At 73.7% G+C, this 15,513-nt stretch carries 8 protein-coding genes; 6 read left to right on the top strand and 2 right to left on the bottom strand.

Annotated elements, in window-relative coordinates:
- Positions 1–7: 7 nt before the first annotated feature.
- Positions 8–2,650: a flippase-like domain-containing protein gene (locus tag OG510_RS11960; protein ID WP_406136760.1), complete on the bottom strand. Its 2,643-nt coding sequence runs from the start codon at positions 2,648–2,650 to the stop codon at positions 8–10.
- Between the two features lie 512 nt (positions 2,651–3,162).
- Between OG510_RS11960 and OG510_RS11955 the strand changes: the two genes are divergently transcribed.
- From OG510_RS11955 to nudC, 5 genes are all read left to right on the top strand, one after another.
- On the top strand, positions 3,163–3,522 hold the full coding sequence (locus OG510_RS11955) for an MGMT family protein (protein ID WP_406136759.1): 360 nt from the start codon (positions 3,163–3,165) through the stop codon (positions 3,520–3,522).
- A 207-nt stretch (positions 3,523–3,729) separates the two neighbouring features.
- Positions 3,730–7,032: an ATP-dependent helicase gene (locus OG510_RS11950; protein ID WP_406136758.1), complete on the top strand. Its 3,303-nt coding sequence runs from the start codon at positions 3,730–3,732 to the stop codon at positions 7,030–7,032.
- 39 nt (positions 7,033–7,071) lie between these two features.
- A complete protein-coding gene (locus tag OG510_RS11945; RefSeq protein WP_406136757.1) occupies positions 7,072–10,527 on the top strand; it encodes an ATP-dependent helicase in 3,456 nt (1,151 codons plus the stop codon).
- Positions 10,528–10,537: 10 nt separating this feature from the next.
- Positions 10,538–11,941, top strand: a complete 1,404-nt coding sequence (locus OG510_RS11940) for a dipeptidase (protein WP_406136756.1) — start codon at positions 10,538–10,540, stop codon at positions 11,939–11,941.
- A gap of 203 nt (positions 11,942–12,144) precedes the next feature.
- A complete protein-coding gene (gene nudC / locus OG510_RS11935) occupies positions 12,145–13,050 on the top strand; it encodes an NAD(+) diphosphatase (RefSeq protein WP_406142370.1) in 906 nt (301 codons plus the stop codon).
- Positions 13,051–13,257: 207 nt separating this feature from the next.
- On the opposite strand, the gene OG510_RS11930 is transcribed toward nudC, so the two are convergent.
- The gene (locus tag OG510_RS11930) at positions 13,258–13,569 is read right to left on the bottom strand and encodes a trypco2 family protein (RefSeq protein WP_406136755.1); all 312 of its coding nucleotides are present in this window, start codon (positions 13,567–13,569) and stop codon (positions 13,258–13,260) included.
- Between the two features lie 92 nt (positions 13,570–13,661).
- On the opposite strand from OG510_RS11930, the gene OG510_RS11925 reads away from it, so the two are divergent.
- Positions 13,662–15,512 carry a trypsin-like peptidase domain-containing protein gene (locus OG510_RS11925; protein ID WP_406136754.1) on the top strand — a complete coding sequence of 617 codons (1,851 nt, stop codon included), beginning with the start codon at positions 13,662–13,664 and terminating at the stop codon, positions 15,510–15,512.
- Position 15,513 lies beyond the last annotated feature (1 nt).

Below are 15,513 nucleotides of genomic sequence, written 5' to 3'. Positions count from 1 at the left end.
GCAGTCCCTACAGCGCCCCCCGGCGCGTCAGATAGTTGAAGCACAGCCAGCCCGGCAGCACCGGAAGCCAGAACGTCAGCAGCCGGAAGAGCAGCACGGCCGCGGCAGCGGTCCCCGGGTCGACACGGGCGATGATCAGCGCACCGGTCAGCGCCGTCTCGACGGCACCGACCCCGCCGGGCGTCGGCACGGCCGACCCCACCGCGTTCGCGGTCAGGAAGACCACCGCGATGCTCGCGTAACTTATCGTCGAGCCGCCGCCGAAGGCCCGGATCGACGCGTCGAGGCACATCACGAACGTACCGGTCAGCAGCAGCATCCCGCCGATACCGGTGAGCAGCTTGCGCGGCTGCTGGAGTACGTCGAGCATGCGCGGCACCACACCGGCGAACAGCGAACGCACCCGTGTGACGACGAACTTCCGCAGGAACGGCACCGCCGTCACCACCAGGGCGAGCACCGCGGCCGTCAGCAGACCGGCGATCACCGTACGGGACGGCGTCAGCGACGGGGTCTGCTCGGTGCCCGTCACATAGCCGAAGACCATCAGCAGCAGGATGTGGCTGGCGAGGCCGAAGAGCTGCGAGGCCCCGACACTGGCCACCGCGAGCCCCGGGCGCACGCCCGCGCGCTGCAGGAAGCGGGTGTTCAGCGCCACACCGCCGACCGCCGCCGGCGCCACCAGCTTCACGAAGGACCCGGCGACCTGCGCGGACACGGCCCGCAGGAACGGCACCTTCTCCGGCACGAAGCCGAGCAGGCTCATCGCCGCCGCCACGTAACTCAGCGCCGAGAACAGCACCGCCATCGCGACCCAGCCCCAGCGCGTGGTGGTGATCAGCTGGTGGTACGGGATGTTGGCGAGCTGCGAGAGCAGGAAGTACGCGGCGACGGACCCGGCGATGACCGTGAACAGGGTGCGGAGCTTGACGCGTTCCAGCCGTACCGGTTCGGCGTGCGCCTGCGGCCGGATCAGCAGCACCTGGTGGCGGATCTGCGAGAGCAGGTCCTCCTCGCGCGCCCCGTCCAGCGCGTCGTCGATGGCCTCCTTCTCGGCCTTCTTCTCGGCACGGGCGGCCTTGCGGCTGTCGCCCGGCGCCTCGTCCGCCCCGGCCTTCGCCCGCTTGGCGGCCTCCGACGCCTCGATCACGGCTTCCCGCTCGCGCTGCGCGCGTTCACGCGCCAGCTGGCGCAGGGTCGCCCGGGTCGAGCGGCTCAGCGCCAGCGGCTGGAGCAGCGGCAGACTGTCGGCGACCTTGTCGGGACCGATGACGGCGACGGCGGACGTCACCGAGCGTTCGGCCCCGGCCCGCAGCCCCAGCGTGGTGAGCAGCTGCGCGATGTCCATCCGCAGCACGATGTCGCTCGCCGCGATCTCACCGCCGCGCAGATCGGTGAGGATCACCCGGCCCGACTTGTCCACCAGGATCGCGTCGCCGACGAGCCTGCGGTGCGCGATACGCCGGGACTGCAGAGCCTGCATCTGCCGCCAGGCGTTCTGCATCAGCTCGTCGGTGATCTCCTCGTCGGGCAGCGAGTCGAGGGAGCGCCCGCCGGTGTGCTCGTACACGAGCATCACCGCGTCGGGGCCCAGCTCGGATGTGGCGATCAGCTTCGGCGCGTTCGCCCCGGCGGCGATGGCCGCGTACGCGAGGAGCGCCTCCTGCTCCAGGGCCTGGCGCAGCGACTGGATGGAGCGGCCGGTGGAGATGGAGCGCAGGGTGAGGCGGCGCCACACCCGGTAGAAGAAGCCCTGGGCCTGCTGCTCCCGGTCGACGACGGTGACGTCGAGCGGCGCGCCGTCCTCCAGCGTGACGAAGTAGCGCCGGCCGCGGTCGCCCTGTTCGGCCGAGTCGGGGATGTCCTCGGCGCGCATCGCGCTGACCGGGTTGAAGCCGACGTGCCGCAGTCCGGCGAGCAGCTGGCGGCCGGTGGGGCGGACATTGGGCGAGCCGACGGCGTACAGGGTGCCGTAGGCGACGGTCCAGCCCAGCAGGATCGTCACGATGATCGAGAAGGGTGTGGTCTGCCGGCCGACCAGCACGGCGAAGGAGTTGACCAGCAGGACCACCCAGAGCGCCACCCGCCAGCGTGGCCTGCGGGCCATGCCGACGGCCGTCATATAGGCGATGACTGGGGCGAGATAGCCGTGCACCGGGTCGGTGAGTGTGCCGTTGCTGAGGGACTGGGTGAGCGCCTCGGTGATCGACTTGGGTGCGGCTTTGGCGACCCAGAGATCGGTGGCGAGCGCCGCACCGTGGGCGAGGACGGCGGCCAGCACCCCGTCCGCGATCCGCAGGCCGTCCCGTTTCACCAGCCGTTCGATCGCGAAGGCGACCGGCAGGATCAGTATGGCGATGGACGAGAAGAGCCCGGCGAGCTTGAGCAGCAGGTCGGGCGTCTCGACGGTGCCGTTGTGGATGTCCTCGGCGAGACCGGATGTCGTGCCGTGGGCGAAGGCGGCGATGGCCAGGACCAGCGCGATGGCCAGGATGCCGGTGAGCAGACGCAGCAGATCGGACGGGCGGTGCACCCGGGCGGCGAGCAGCGGCTCGTCACCGGAGACCCGGTCGATGGCGGTGGCGCCGCCGAACTCGGGCGGCGAATCCTGGCCGGGGGCGGGTCCGGTGCCGGGGCGGGATCCGGGCACCGGGTGCGATCCCGTACGGGGGCGTGAGCCGGAACCGGATTCGGTGCCGCGCGAGCCTGCCCCGGGCTCGGTGCGGCTGGAGCCCTCGGGCTCGGTGCTGCTGGAGTCGCCGGACTGTGTGCTGTGGGAGCCTGCCCCGGGCTCCGTGCCATCGCCGTCAGGACCTGGGCCGGCCCCCGGCCCGTCAGTGCCGCGACCGCCCGGCCCGCCCCCCGGTTCCGGAACCGTCTCCGGCTCGCCCGGAGGGGTTTCGGAGTCGGGGGCGTTCGCCGCCTCCGGTGGCTCCTGCACGCCTGGCCCCTCCGTCGGTTCCTTCTTGTCTCGTATCACTGCGTTCCACCTCGGGATGCTGGGCCCGTGGGCAGAGCGGCCGGGCGCTGCCCGCGGGAAGCCCGGTCACCGCCCGGACGATGGTGGCATGTCCGGGCGGTGCGGGCGGGCATCAGGGGCCCTTTGTGGGAAATGGCCCGCTCTGCGGCGGGCCCGGCGCGTTGTCGGCGCTGTGGTGCAGGATGGACCGGATGAGTGCTGAGCTGCCGGAGTACGCGGAACGGGTGCTGGACGTCGCGGAGCTGATCCCGCCCGGCCGCGTCATGACGTACGGGGACATCGCCGAATGGCTGGGGGAGGGCGGCCCCCGCCAGGTGGGCCGGGTGATGGCCCTCTACGGCGGCGCCGCCCCGTGGTGGCGGGTGGTGCGCGCGGACGGCGCGCTGCTCCCGGGCCACGAGTTGCGGGCCCTGGAGCACTACCGGGCGGAGTCCACCCCGCTGCGGGACGCCCCACGGGCCGCCCGTGACACGGACGGCCATCTGCCCCGCCTGGACATACGGCGGGCGCGATGGGACGGGGGCGGTGGGGCTCATGTCTGACAGCTTCCGCCATTCGGCCCTCCCGCGGGCGGTCTGAGACCCGTACGGAGTACACGGAGTACGCAGCGGGGCCCCGGCCCCCGTCGTCGGAGGCACCCCGCCCGACGGCGTAGCGTCGGCGGAACACCGCGGGCACGGCGGCGCGCCCTTCGTCCCCGCTCCGCCCGCCCGCACATCCACGCACCTCTCCCAGGACCGGCGATCCACGTGAGCACCTCCACTTCCCACCGGGTAAGGCCCCGGGCCCCGGGCGCGTACCGGCTGGTGCGCACTCCGCCTGGCACGGCGGATCCACCCGTACTGGACGCACGGCAGCGTGCGGTGGTTGACCACCGCACCGGGCCGCTGCTGGTGCTGGCCGGGCCCGGCACGGGCAAATCCACCACGCTGGTGGAGGCGGTGGCCCGGCGTATCGCCGAGGGGACCGACCCGGAGCGGATCCTCGTCCTCACCTTCAGCCGCCGGGCCGCGGTGGAGCTGCGCGACCGGATGGCGGTGAGGATCCAGGGCGGCGGAGCCAGGATCGGCACGTACGGCCCGCAGGCGACCACCTTCCACTCCTTCTGTTACGCCCTGGTCCGCGCCCACCAGGACGCCGACCTCTTCGCCGAGCCGCTGCGGCTGCTGTCAGGACCCGAGCAGGACGTCGCCGTACGGGAACTGCTCGCGGGCCAGCTCGACCTGGGCCGGATCCGCTGGCCCGACGAGCTGCGGGCCTGTCTGACGACCCGCGGCTTCGCGGACGAGGTGCGCGCGGTCCTCGCCCGCAGCCGGGAGCTGGGGCTCGGCCCGGAGACCCTGGCCGCGTTCGCGCGGCGCACGGGCCGCCCCGACTGGCATGCGGCGGCCGGGTTCCTCGCCGAGTATCTGGACGTACTGGACGCGCAGGGCGTCGTCGACTACGCGGAGCTGGTGCACCGCGCGGTGCCGCTGGCCGAGCAGGCCGATCTCCGCTACGACGCGGTCTTCGTCGACGAGTACCAGGACACCGACCCGGCCCAGGTCCGGCTGCTGCACGCGCTGGCGGGCGGCGGCCGGACCCTGGTCGCGTTCGGCGACCCCGACCAGTCGATCTACGCGTTCCGCGGCGCCGATGTGAACGGCATCCTGGACTTCCCCGACACCTTCCCCCGTACCGACGGCCGTCCGGCCCCCGTCGAGGTGCTGACCACCTCGCGCCGCTCCGCCACCACCCTGCTGACCGCGACCCGGCTGCTCACCCAGCGCATGCCGCTGCCCCGGCTGCCCACCGCCCAGGTCCGCGCGCACCGGGAGCTGTCGGCGGTACGGGCCGGGGGCCGGGTCGAGGCGTACACCTACCCGACGGCCGGCACCGAGCTGGACAACATCGCGGACATCCTGCGCCGGGCCCATCTGGAGGAGGGCGTGCCGTGGAACGACATGGCGGTCCTGGTCCGCGCGGGCGGACGTTCCATTCCGGCCGTACGCCGCGCGCTGACCTCGGCCGGGGTTCCGCTGGACATCGCGGGCGACGACCTGCCGCTGCGCCACGAGCCCGCGGTCGTCCCGCTGCTGACGGCGCTGCGTGCGGTGGCGGAGGCGGCGCTGGCCGGTGGTGCCGCCTCCGCCACCGGTGACGAGGACCCGGCAGCCCCGGCAGCGGGGAAGGCCGCGGCCCGGCTCTCCACCGACGCGGCGCTCGCGCTGCTCTCCTCACCGCTCGGCGGCATGGACGCCGCCGATCTGCGCAGGCTCGGCCGCGCCCTGCGCGACGAGGAAAGGGCGGGCGGGAACCGCCTCCCCGCGCCGTCCGACGAACTGCTCGCCCGCGCACTCGCCGAGCCCGGACGGCTGATCGCGCACGACCCCGCGTACGCCAGGGGCGCGCAGCAGCTGGGCAAGCTCCTGAGCAGAACCCGCGCGCTCCTGGAGAACGGCGGCACCGCCGAACAGGCCCTGTGGGAACTGTGGACCGGCACCAACTGGCCCCGGCGCCTGGAGCGCGCGACGCTGCGCGGCGGAGCCGCCGGGCGCAACGCCGACCGCGATCTGGACGCCGTCTGCGCGCTCTTCGACACCGCGGCCCGCGCCGAGGAACGCACCGGCGGGCGGGGCGCGCTGAACTTCCTCGAAGAGGTCGACGCCCAGGACATTGCCGCCGACACCCTCTCGAAGCGGGCCGTGCGCCCCGAGGCGGTCCGGCTGATGACGGCGCACCGCGCCAAGGGCCTGGAGTGGGGCCTGGTCGTCGTCGCCGGTGTGCAGGAAGGGCTGTGGCCCGACCTCAGACGCCGCGGCTCCCTGCTCGAAGCGGACCGGATCGGGCGCGACGGGCTCGCCGAACCGCTCAGCCCCGGCGCGCTCCTCGCCGAGGAACGCAGGCTCTTCTACGTCGCGGCCACCCGCGCCCGCGACCGGCTCGTCGTGACCGCGGTGAAGGCACCGGCCGACGACGGCGACCAGCCGTCGCGCTTCCTCACCGAGCTGGGTGTGGAGCCCAAGGACGTCACCGGCCGCCCCCGGCGCCCCCTGGCGGTCGCCCCGCTGGTCGCGGAGCTGCGCGCCACGACCGTCGACCCGAAAGCCTCCCCCGAGCTGCGCGAGGCGGCCGCCCACCGGCTCGCCCGGCTGGCCGCGCTCACCGACGAGGAGGACCAGCCGCTGGTGCCCGCGGCGCACCCGTACCGCTGGTGGGGGCTGTACGAGCCGACGCACTCCGCCGCCCCGGTCCGCGATCCTGCACAGCCGGTCGCGCTCTCCGGCAGCGCCCTCGACCAGCTCGCCCACACCTGCTCCCTCCAGTGGTTCCTGGGCCGCGAGGTGAAGGCGGACGCGCCCGCCACCGCCGCCCAGGGCTTCGGCAATGTGGTGCACGTCCTCGCGGACGAGGTGGCGTCCGGGCGTACCCCCGCCGACCTGGCCGTCCTGATGGAGCGCCTCGACTCGGTCTGGAACTCGCTGGCCTTCGACGCCCCCTGGAAATCCGGCCAGGAGAAGGAGAACGCGCGCGCCGCGCTGGAACGCTTCCTGCGCTGGCATGTCATGGACCGCGCGGGCCGCACCCCGGCCGCCACCGAGCACCCCTTCGACGTGACCCTGGAGGCCGGCGAGTACCAGGTGCGCATCCGGGGCTCCATGGACCGGGTCGAACAGGACGCGGAGGGCCGCGCGTACGTGGTCGACTTCAAGACCGGCAAGCAGGCACCGACCAGGGACGAGGTGGCCCGCCATCCGCAGCTCGCCGTCTACCAGCTCGCCGTCCGCGAGGGCGCGGTGGACGAGGTGTTCGGCGGCCTGCGTCCCGAAGCGGGCGGCGCCGAACTCGTCCAGCTGCGGCAGGCCGCGGCGAAGAAGGAGGGCGGCGACGCGCTGCCCAAGGTCCAGTCCCAGGAGCCGCTCGCGGGGGAGTGGGTCGGCGACCTGCTGGCCACCGCCGCCGGGAAGGTGCTGGACGAGCGCTTCACACCGACGACCGGCAGCCACTGCACGCACTGCGCGTTCCGCGCCTCCTGCAGCGCCCTGCCGGAGGGGCGTCACATCGTGGAGTGACGGCGGTACGACAGCGGTACGCGAGCGGGCCGGGCGGGGATGTCACAGGGCGCCGTTAGCCTTTCTGAGGTGACCCCGCCCATCACCGGACCCGAGCAGCTCAAGGAGCTCCTCGGCATCCCCTTCACCCCGGAGCAGACGGCCTGCATCACGGCGCCGCCCGCCCCGCAGGTCATCGTGGCCGGAGCCGGTTCAGGCAAGACCACGGTGATGGCCGCGCGGGTGGTGTGGCTGGTGGGGACGGGGCAGGTCGCGCCGGAGCAGGTGCTCGGGCTGACCTTCACCAACAAGGCGGCGGGCGAGCTGGCCGAGCGGGTCCGCAAGGCGCTGGTGCGCGCCGGGGTGACCGACCCGGACGCCGGCCCGTCCCACCGGGCACCGGGCGGCGGCCACCCCTCGGTGCCGACGGTGAGCGCCGACCCGTACTACTCGCCGGGCGAACCGCGCATCTCGACGTACCACGCCTTCGCCGGACAGCTGCTCACCGACCACGGGCTGCGGATCGGCCTTGAGCCGTCCTCCCGGCTGCTCGCCGACGCCACCCGCTACCAGCTGGCGGCCAGGGTGCTCAAGGAGGCGCCGGGCCCCTATCCGGCGCTGACGAAGTCGTTCTCCTCGCTGGTGAGCGACCTGCTGGCGCTGGACGGCGAGCTGGCCGAGCATCTGGTGACCCCGCAGGCGCTGCGCGCGTACGACACCGAGCTGCTGGCCGCTCTGGAGGGCGCCAGGCTCTCCAACGCCGAGCTGCGCAAGGTCCCGGAGGCCGCCGGGGCCCGCCGCGAACTGCTCGACCTGGTGAGCCGCTACCGCGCGGCCAAACGCAGCCGTGACCTGCTGGACTTCGGCGACCAGATCGCGCTCTCGGCCGAACTGGCGCTGACCAGGCCCGAGGTGGGCACCATCCTGCGGGACGAGTTCCGGGTGGTCCTGCTCGACGAGTACCAGGACACATCCGTCGCCCAGCGGCTGCTGCTCTCCGGACTCTTCGGGGGCGGCAGCGGCCACGCGGTGACCGCCGTGGGCGACCCCTGCCAGGCGATCTACGGCTGGCGCGGCGCGTCCGTCGCCAACCTGGACGACTTCCCCGAGCACTTCCCGTACGCCGACGGGCGCCCCGCCACCCGCTTCTCGCTGAGCGAGAACCGGCGCAGCGGCGGCCGCCTCCTCGACCTGGCGAACGGCCTGGCCGCCCCGCTGCGCGCGATGCACGCGGGCGTCGAGGCGCTGCGGCCCGCGCCGGGCGCCGAGCGGGACGGCATGGTGCGGTGCGCCCTGCTCCGTACGCACGAGGAGGAGATCGGCTGGCTGGCGGACTCGATCGCGCATCTGGTGCGTACCGGCAAGGACCCGGGCGAGATCGCGGTGCTCTGCCGCACCGCCGGTGACTTCGCGGAGATCCAGGGCGCGCTGGTGGCGCGGGACGTACCGGTCGAGGTGGTCGGCCTCTCCGGGCTCCTGCACCTTCCCGAGGTGGCCGATCTGGTCGCGGTCTGCGAGGTGCTCCAGGACCCGGGGGCCAACGCCTCGCTGGTCCGGCTGCTGACCGGGCCGCGCTGGCGGATCGGCCCCCGCGACCTGGCGCTGCTCGGCCGCCGGGCGCGGCTCCTCGTGCGGTACGACAGCGCGGCGGGCGGTGAGGACGCCGACCCCGACCAGCGGCTCGCCGAGGCCGTCGAAGGGGTCGACCCGGCCGAGGTGGTCTCGCTCGCGGACGCGCTGGACACGTTCCTGGCCGGCGGCGCGGGCCAGGAGGCGGGCTTCCCCGACGGGCCGGACGACGGGCTCGCGTTCTCCGCCGACGCCCGGGTGAGGTTCGCCCGCCTCGCCGCCGAACTGCGCGATCTGCGGCGCTCGCTGGCCGACCCGCTGATGGACGTACTGCACAGGGTGCTCGCCACGACCGGGCTGGAGGTCGAGCTCTCGGCATCGCCGCACGCCCTGGCCGCGCGCCGCCGCGAGACCCTCTCCCACTTCCTGGACATAGCGGCGGGCTTCGCGTCGCTGGACGGTGAGGCGAGCCTGCTGGCCTTCCTGGCCTTCCTGCGGACGGCCGCCCAGTACGAGAAGGGCCTGGACAACGCGCTGCCCGGCGGCGAGAACACCGTGAAGGTCCTCACCGCGCACAAGTCCAAGGGCCTCGAATGGGACGTGGTCGCGGTCCCCGGTCTGGTCGCCAGGCAGTTCCCGAGCGAGCAGTCCCGTGAGTCGTGGACGGCGCAGCCGAAGGTGCTGCCGCACGCCCTGCGCGGCGACGCGGCGACGCTCCCCGGGGTCGGGGCGTGGGACGCGAAGGGCATCGCCGCTTTCAAGGCGGCGATGAAATCCCACCAGCACACGGAGGAACTGCGCCTCGGCTACGTCACCTTCACCCGCCCGCGCTCGCTGCTGCTCGGCTCGGCCCACTGGTGGGGCCCGAGCCAGAAGCGACCGCGCGGCCCGTCGGACTTCCTGCTCGCGCTGCAGGAGCACTGCGCGGCGGGGTACGGCGAGACGGAGGTCTGGGCGGACGCCCCGGAGGAGGACGAGGAGAATCCGGCGCTGCGGGACGCGGCGGCGGACCACGCCTGGCCGCTGCCGCTGGACGGGACATCCCTGACCCGCCGCAGGGCGGCGGCGGACCTGGTCCTGGACCAGCTCAACGATATTCAGGCCCGCCCCGGGGAGACCGAGGACCGGGGTCAGGGGCAGCGCCCCGTGACCACGGACCCGCAGGACGGCTCCGCCCCGCACGGCGCTCCGGCCCCCGCATCCGCACCCGTGCCGCACGCCCGGGCCCCGCTCACCCCCGAGGACGCCCGCACCCTCGCCTCCTGGGACCGCGACCTCGACGCGCTCACGGCAGAACTGCTCCGTGCCCGGCGCACCGTGCGCGACGTCCCCGTACCGCTCACCCTCACCGCGACCCAGCTGCTGCGCCTCGCCGATGACCCGGACGCCTTCGCGCACGAGCTGGCCCGCCCCATGCCGCGCCCCCCGCAGCCGGCGGCCCGCCGCGGCACCCGCTTCCACGCCTGGGTCGAGTCGCGCTTCGACGCACTGCCGCTGCCCATGCTCGGACCCGACGAACTGCCCGGCGGTGACGACGACGAACCGGAGATCGCCGACGAGCGCGATCTGGCCGAACTGAAAGCGGCCTTCGAGCGCACCCCGTACGCCGGGCGCACGCCCCACCGGGTCGAAGCCCCCTTCACCCTCACCCTCGCGGGCCGGGTGATCCGCGGCCGGATGGACGCCGTCTACCGCACCTCCCGCGACACCTACGAGATCGTCGACTGGAAGACCCACCGCACCCACACCGCCGACCCGCTCCAGCTGGCCGTCTACCGGCTGGCCTGGGCCGAGCAGCACCACATCCCGCTCAGCTCGGTCACGGCCGCTTTCCTCTACGTACGGACCGGAGAAGTGATCAGGCCCACACCGCTGCCGGGCCGGGCCGGTCTTGAGCGGATCCTGCTGGGAGATCCGCCGGACGAGCCACCCCGACCGGCCGGTTAGGCTCGATGGCATGAGCGACACCCCGGACAGCGCTGTCCGCACGTACCTGGACCAGCACCGCGAGCACTTCCTCGAAGACCTGGCCGACTGGCTGCGTATCCCCTCCGTCTCCGCACAGCCGGAGCACGCAGCCGATGTACGCCGCAGCGCCGACTGGCTGGCCGCCAGACTCAGGGAGACCGGCTTCCCTGTCACCGAGATCCTCGATACGCCCGGGGCCCCCGCGGTCTTCGCCGAGTGGCCTTCGGACGACCCGCAGGCGCCGACCGTCCTGGTCTACGGCCACCACGACGTCCAGCCCGCGGCGGCCGAGGACGGCTGGCACACCGACCCCTTCGAGCCGGTCGTCAGGGACGGCCGGATGTACGGCAGGGGTGCGGCGGACGACAAGGGCCAGGTGTTCTTCCACACACTCGGTGTCCGCGCCCACCTCGCCGCCACCGGCCGTACCGCGCCCGCCGTCCATCTCAAGCTCCTCGTCGAGGGCGAGGAGGAGTCCGGCTCCCCGCACTTCAGGGAGCTGGTCGAGCAGCAGGCCGAGCGTTTCGCGGCGGACGTGGTGATCGTCTCCGACACCGGTATGTGGTCCGAGACGACGCCGACCGTCTGCACCGGTATGCGCGGCCTCGCCGAGTGCGAGATCACCTTCGACGGCCCGGACCAGGACATCCACTCCGGCTCGTTCGGCGGCGCCGTCCCGAACCCGGCCACCGCGGCGGCCCGGCTGGTCGCCGCGCTGCACGACGCCGACGGCCGGGTCACCGTGCCCGGTTTCTACGACGGGGTCGCGGAGCTGACCGAGACCGAGCGCGAACTCTTCTCGGAGCTGCCCTTCGACGAGGCCGAGTGGCTGCGTACGGCCAAGTCCCGTGCGACGGCGGGCGAGCGGGGCCTCAGCACCCTGGAGCGGATCTGGGCCCGTCCGACCGCCGAGGTCAACGGCATCGGCGGCGGCTACCAGGGCCCGGGCGGCAAGACGGTCGTCCCGTCGTCGGCCATGGTGAAGCTCTCGTTCCGGCTGGTCGCCGGCCAGGACCCGGTGCGTATCGAGCAGCTGGTCACCGAGTGGGCGGCGGGCCGGGCCGAGCCCGGGATCCGGCAGGGGATCGCGTTCAGCGCCGGCACCCGGCCGTGTCTGACCCCGCTGGACCACCCGGCGCTCCAGTCGGTCGTACGGGCCATGGGCCGGGCGTTCGGCGAGAAGATCCGCTTCACCCGTGAGGGCGGCTCGGGCCCCGCGGCCGATCTCCAGGACGTGCTCGGCGCGCCGGTGCTCTTCCTGGGGATCTCCGTACCGTCCGACGGCTGGCACGCGCCCAACGAGAAGGTCGAACTCGACCTGCTGTTCAAGGGCGTGGAGACCACCGCCTATCTGTGGGGCGACATGGCCGCCGCCCTGCGCCGGGAGAGCTGAACCGAACCGAATGCCGAACCGAACGCCGAACCGACGACTGCCGAACCGAACCGAATGCTGAACGGAACCACCCAGTCCATGAGGGGGAGTTGGAAGCACCTGTGAGCAACTTCAGCAATGCCACCGAAGGCCGCGCGAGCGAGAGCGGGACCGGCGCCGAGACCGGCGCCGAGGCCGGCCCGGCGACGGATCCGCACCGGCCGATCGGTCTGACGGCACCGAGCGGTATCGACCGGGCCGCGCACCACCGCCTGGACGAGGCGTGGCTCGCGGCGGCCTGGAGCCACCCGACGACCCGGGTGTTCGTGGTCTCCGGCGGCCAGGCACTGATCGACGAGACGCCCGACGGCCGTACCGAGCTGCTCAAGACCCCGTCGTTCGAAGCCCCCCTCACCGAGGAGCACCGCTACTTCCTCGGCACGGACGCGGACGGAGTGCGGTACTTCGCGCTCCAGAAGGACACCCTCCCCGGCCGGATGGACCAGTCCGCCCGCCCGGCCGGTCTGCGCGAGGCGGGCCTGCTGCTCTCGCCGCTCGACGCCGCGCTCCTGGTGCACGCGGTGGCGCTGGAGAACTGGCAGCGGCTGCACCGGTTCTGCTCCCGCTGCGGCGAGCGCACTGTCATCGCGGCCGCCGGTCACATCCGGCGCTGCCAGGCGTGCGGGGCCGAGCACTACCCGCGTACCGACCCGGCCGTGATCATGCTTGTCACGGACGAGCACGACAGGGCACTGCTGGGCCGCCAGGTGCACTGGCCGGAGGGCCGGTTCTCCACGCTCGCCGGTTTCGTCGAGCCGGGCGAGTCCATCGAGGCCGCGGTGGCGCGTGAGGTGTTCGAGGAGGCGGGTGTCACGGTCGGCACGGTGCAGTACGTCGCCAGCCAGCCCTGGCCCTTCCCGTCCAGTCTGATGCTCGGCTTCATGGCGCAGGCCACGTCGTCCGAGATCACCGTGGACGGCGAGGAGATCAGCGAGGCCCGCTGGTTCTCGCGGGACGACCTGCGTACGGCGATCGAGGCGGGCGATGTGCTGCCTCCGGCGGGCATCTCGATCGCGGCCAGGCTGGTGGAACTCTGGTACGGCAAGCCGCTGCCGAAGCCGCAGGTCTGACCGGACAAGTAGTCTGACCGGCCGACTCGCCCGCCTGGCCGACTCGCCCGACCGGCCGGCAGGCGTACGGACCGGCCGGCAGGCGTACGGACCGGCCGGCAGGCGTACGGACCGGCCGGCAGGCGTACGGACCGGCCGGCAGGCGTACGGAACGGACAACAGCCGGACGAACCGGTCAACAGGAGGACGGAGCGGCCCCGCAGGGCCCTACTGGCGGCTCACCGGGATCCAGCCCGGAGTGTCGTCCTGGTTGCGGGGCTGCAGTTCGACCTTGATGTGGTGCGTGTTGTCGCGTGTCACCGACCCGCTGCCGCCCACGGTGACCACCCCGATCCGCAGCTTCCCCTCGCCGTCGGCCTCCCGGCTCACCTGCACGGCGATCTCCAGGGTCACCCGCTCCACGCTGAGCCGCAGCGTGCTGTCCCCGATCCGGCGCTGTGCCTCGGCCAGCTCGTTCCTGACCTGGCTGATCAGGTCCGCCAGCCCCGCCACTGGTGCGGCTCCCGTCCCGTCGTTCATTGCTCCCCCTTGTGCAGCCCGGGTCCCATTGTCGCGTCCTGCCCCTACTCTGGGGAAGCATGGAGGGGGAGCCGATACGGCTCAACATGCTTATGGATCAACAGAGTTGGCGGCTGCGCCTGCATGCGGAGCTGCCCGGGGGCGAGCCGGGGGACGTGCTCGGCGCCGGAGTCCTGCTGGGGCAGGATCTGGTGCTGACCTGTGCCCATGTGGTGCCGGGCCCCGCCGTGCCGGTACGGGTCGAATTCCCCGTCCTGACCGGGGAGTCCAAGGGGGTGTCACGCTCCGCGCGGGTGATCGAGGGTCATTGGGTGGAGCGGTACGGGCGGGACGAGGGGGATCTCGCGCTGCTGCGGCTCACCGAGCCGGCCCCGGTGGCCTCCACGGCCGTACTCCACCGGGACCCCGTGCCGTACGACACCCGTGTGACGGTGGACGGGTTCCCGAGGAACCGCTCGGGCGGGCTCTGGGTGGACGCGGTGCTCAAGGGGCCCGGGGGCCACGGCGACGAGTGGGTGCAGATCAACCCGGTCGACTTCCACGAACGGAACCCCCGCGGTTTCAGCGGGGCCGGGGTCTCCGAGGCCGGGACCGGGCGGCTGCTCGGGATCATGGTCGCCGTGTACGACACCCCGGCCGACCGGAGTCCGTTCTTCCACTTCTATATGATCCCGGCCGCCACCATCGCCGGGCATCTCCCGCTCGTCGCCGAACACCACATGACGGGTCCCCGGGTCATCCCGCCCCAGCTGTCGGTGGCACCCGGAGACCAGCGGACCGGCCGGCCGCTCGGCCTCCAGCAGACCCTGACCTGCTGGCTGAACGCCGAGACGGACAGCTGGGACATCGAGACCGTCTTCCTGCGCGAGGGCGACGACGAGGCCGATGTCGCGCTCCGGACGACCCTGGGCCTGGCCGACCGGGAGCGGTCGCCCGGGCTCTCGACCGCGGCGAGCAGCCGTCCCGGCGGCCCCGCGGTCCCGCGCCGCGGCAGCATCAGCCTGGCGGTGGCCGCGGCCGGGCGCTCCAGGGACGAGCTGGCCCAGGACCTGGACCCGCAGCCCGCACGGCAGCTGACCTCCGTCGTGGTCACGCTGCCCGACCGGGCGGACGCGGATCCCGGCGAGACGGCCGTGCTGCTGCGCCGGCTGGCGGACCGCGGGGCGCGGCTCCTCCTCGTCCTGCACGGCCCGGCTCCCGTACTCACCGGTGAACTGCTGCCCGCCGGGCGGGCCGCGCAGTGGCTGGCGCGGCTGACGGACCGCGCCGACCGGCTCTCCGGCACCGAACGCACCGTCAGAGACCTGTTCCGGAGACTGGAGCCCCGCGTCACCGGGCTGCCGGGTCCGCCCGCCCGGCACGGCGACCGGGCCCAGCTGTGGACCGCGCAGCTCGCGGCCGAACTGGAGCGGACGCGGGCCAGGGAAGCCCCGCAGGAACCACCGCAGGAGGCCCCGGCCCCACCCCCGGGGAGCGGGGCCGCCGCGCTTCTGCAGATGCTGTCGTACGCCGAACAGTCCGTCCTGGGCGCCCTGTTACGGGCCGAGGACGTCGAACGGCGGCTGCGCGCCGCCCTCGACCGGATGCTGGACCTGCGCGGCCTGCTCGCCGCCGAGCAGGCCAGGCTCGCCGACCACCGGCGGGCCGAGGACGCCGTGGCGGCCGGCCAGTACCGGCGGGCGCAGCAGCTGCTGACCGAGGGGCCGAGCAGCCTCGACGATGTGGAGCGGGCGGTCACGGCGTTCGTCACGACCGTCCACGCGCGACTGGACGACCACGGCACCGGCACCGGCCTCGGCACTGGCACCGGAGAAGCCGACGGGCGAGCCGCCGGGAAAGCCGCTGGGAAACCCACCGGGGAAGCCGCCGGAGAAGCCCCCCGGAAGGCAGCAGGCGGCGATGGCGCGGCGGCCGCCGCCACCGGAGAGGAGCGGACCCCGTGAA

The organism is Streptomyces sp. NBC_01089 (assembly GCF_045162975.1).
Classification (GTDB): Bacteria; Actinomycetota; Actinomycetes; order Streptomycetales; family Streptomycetaceae; genus Streptomyces.
The sequence above is the reverse complement of the archived record's forward strand: the minus strand, read 5'-3'. Positions and strand labels throughout refer to the sequence as shown.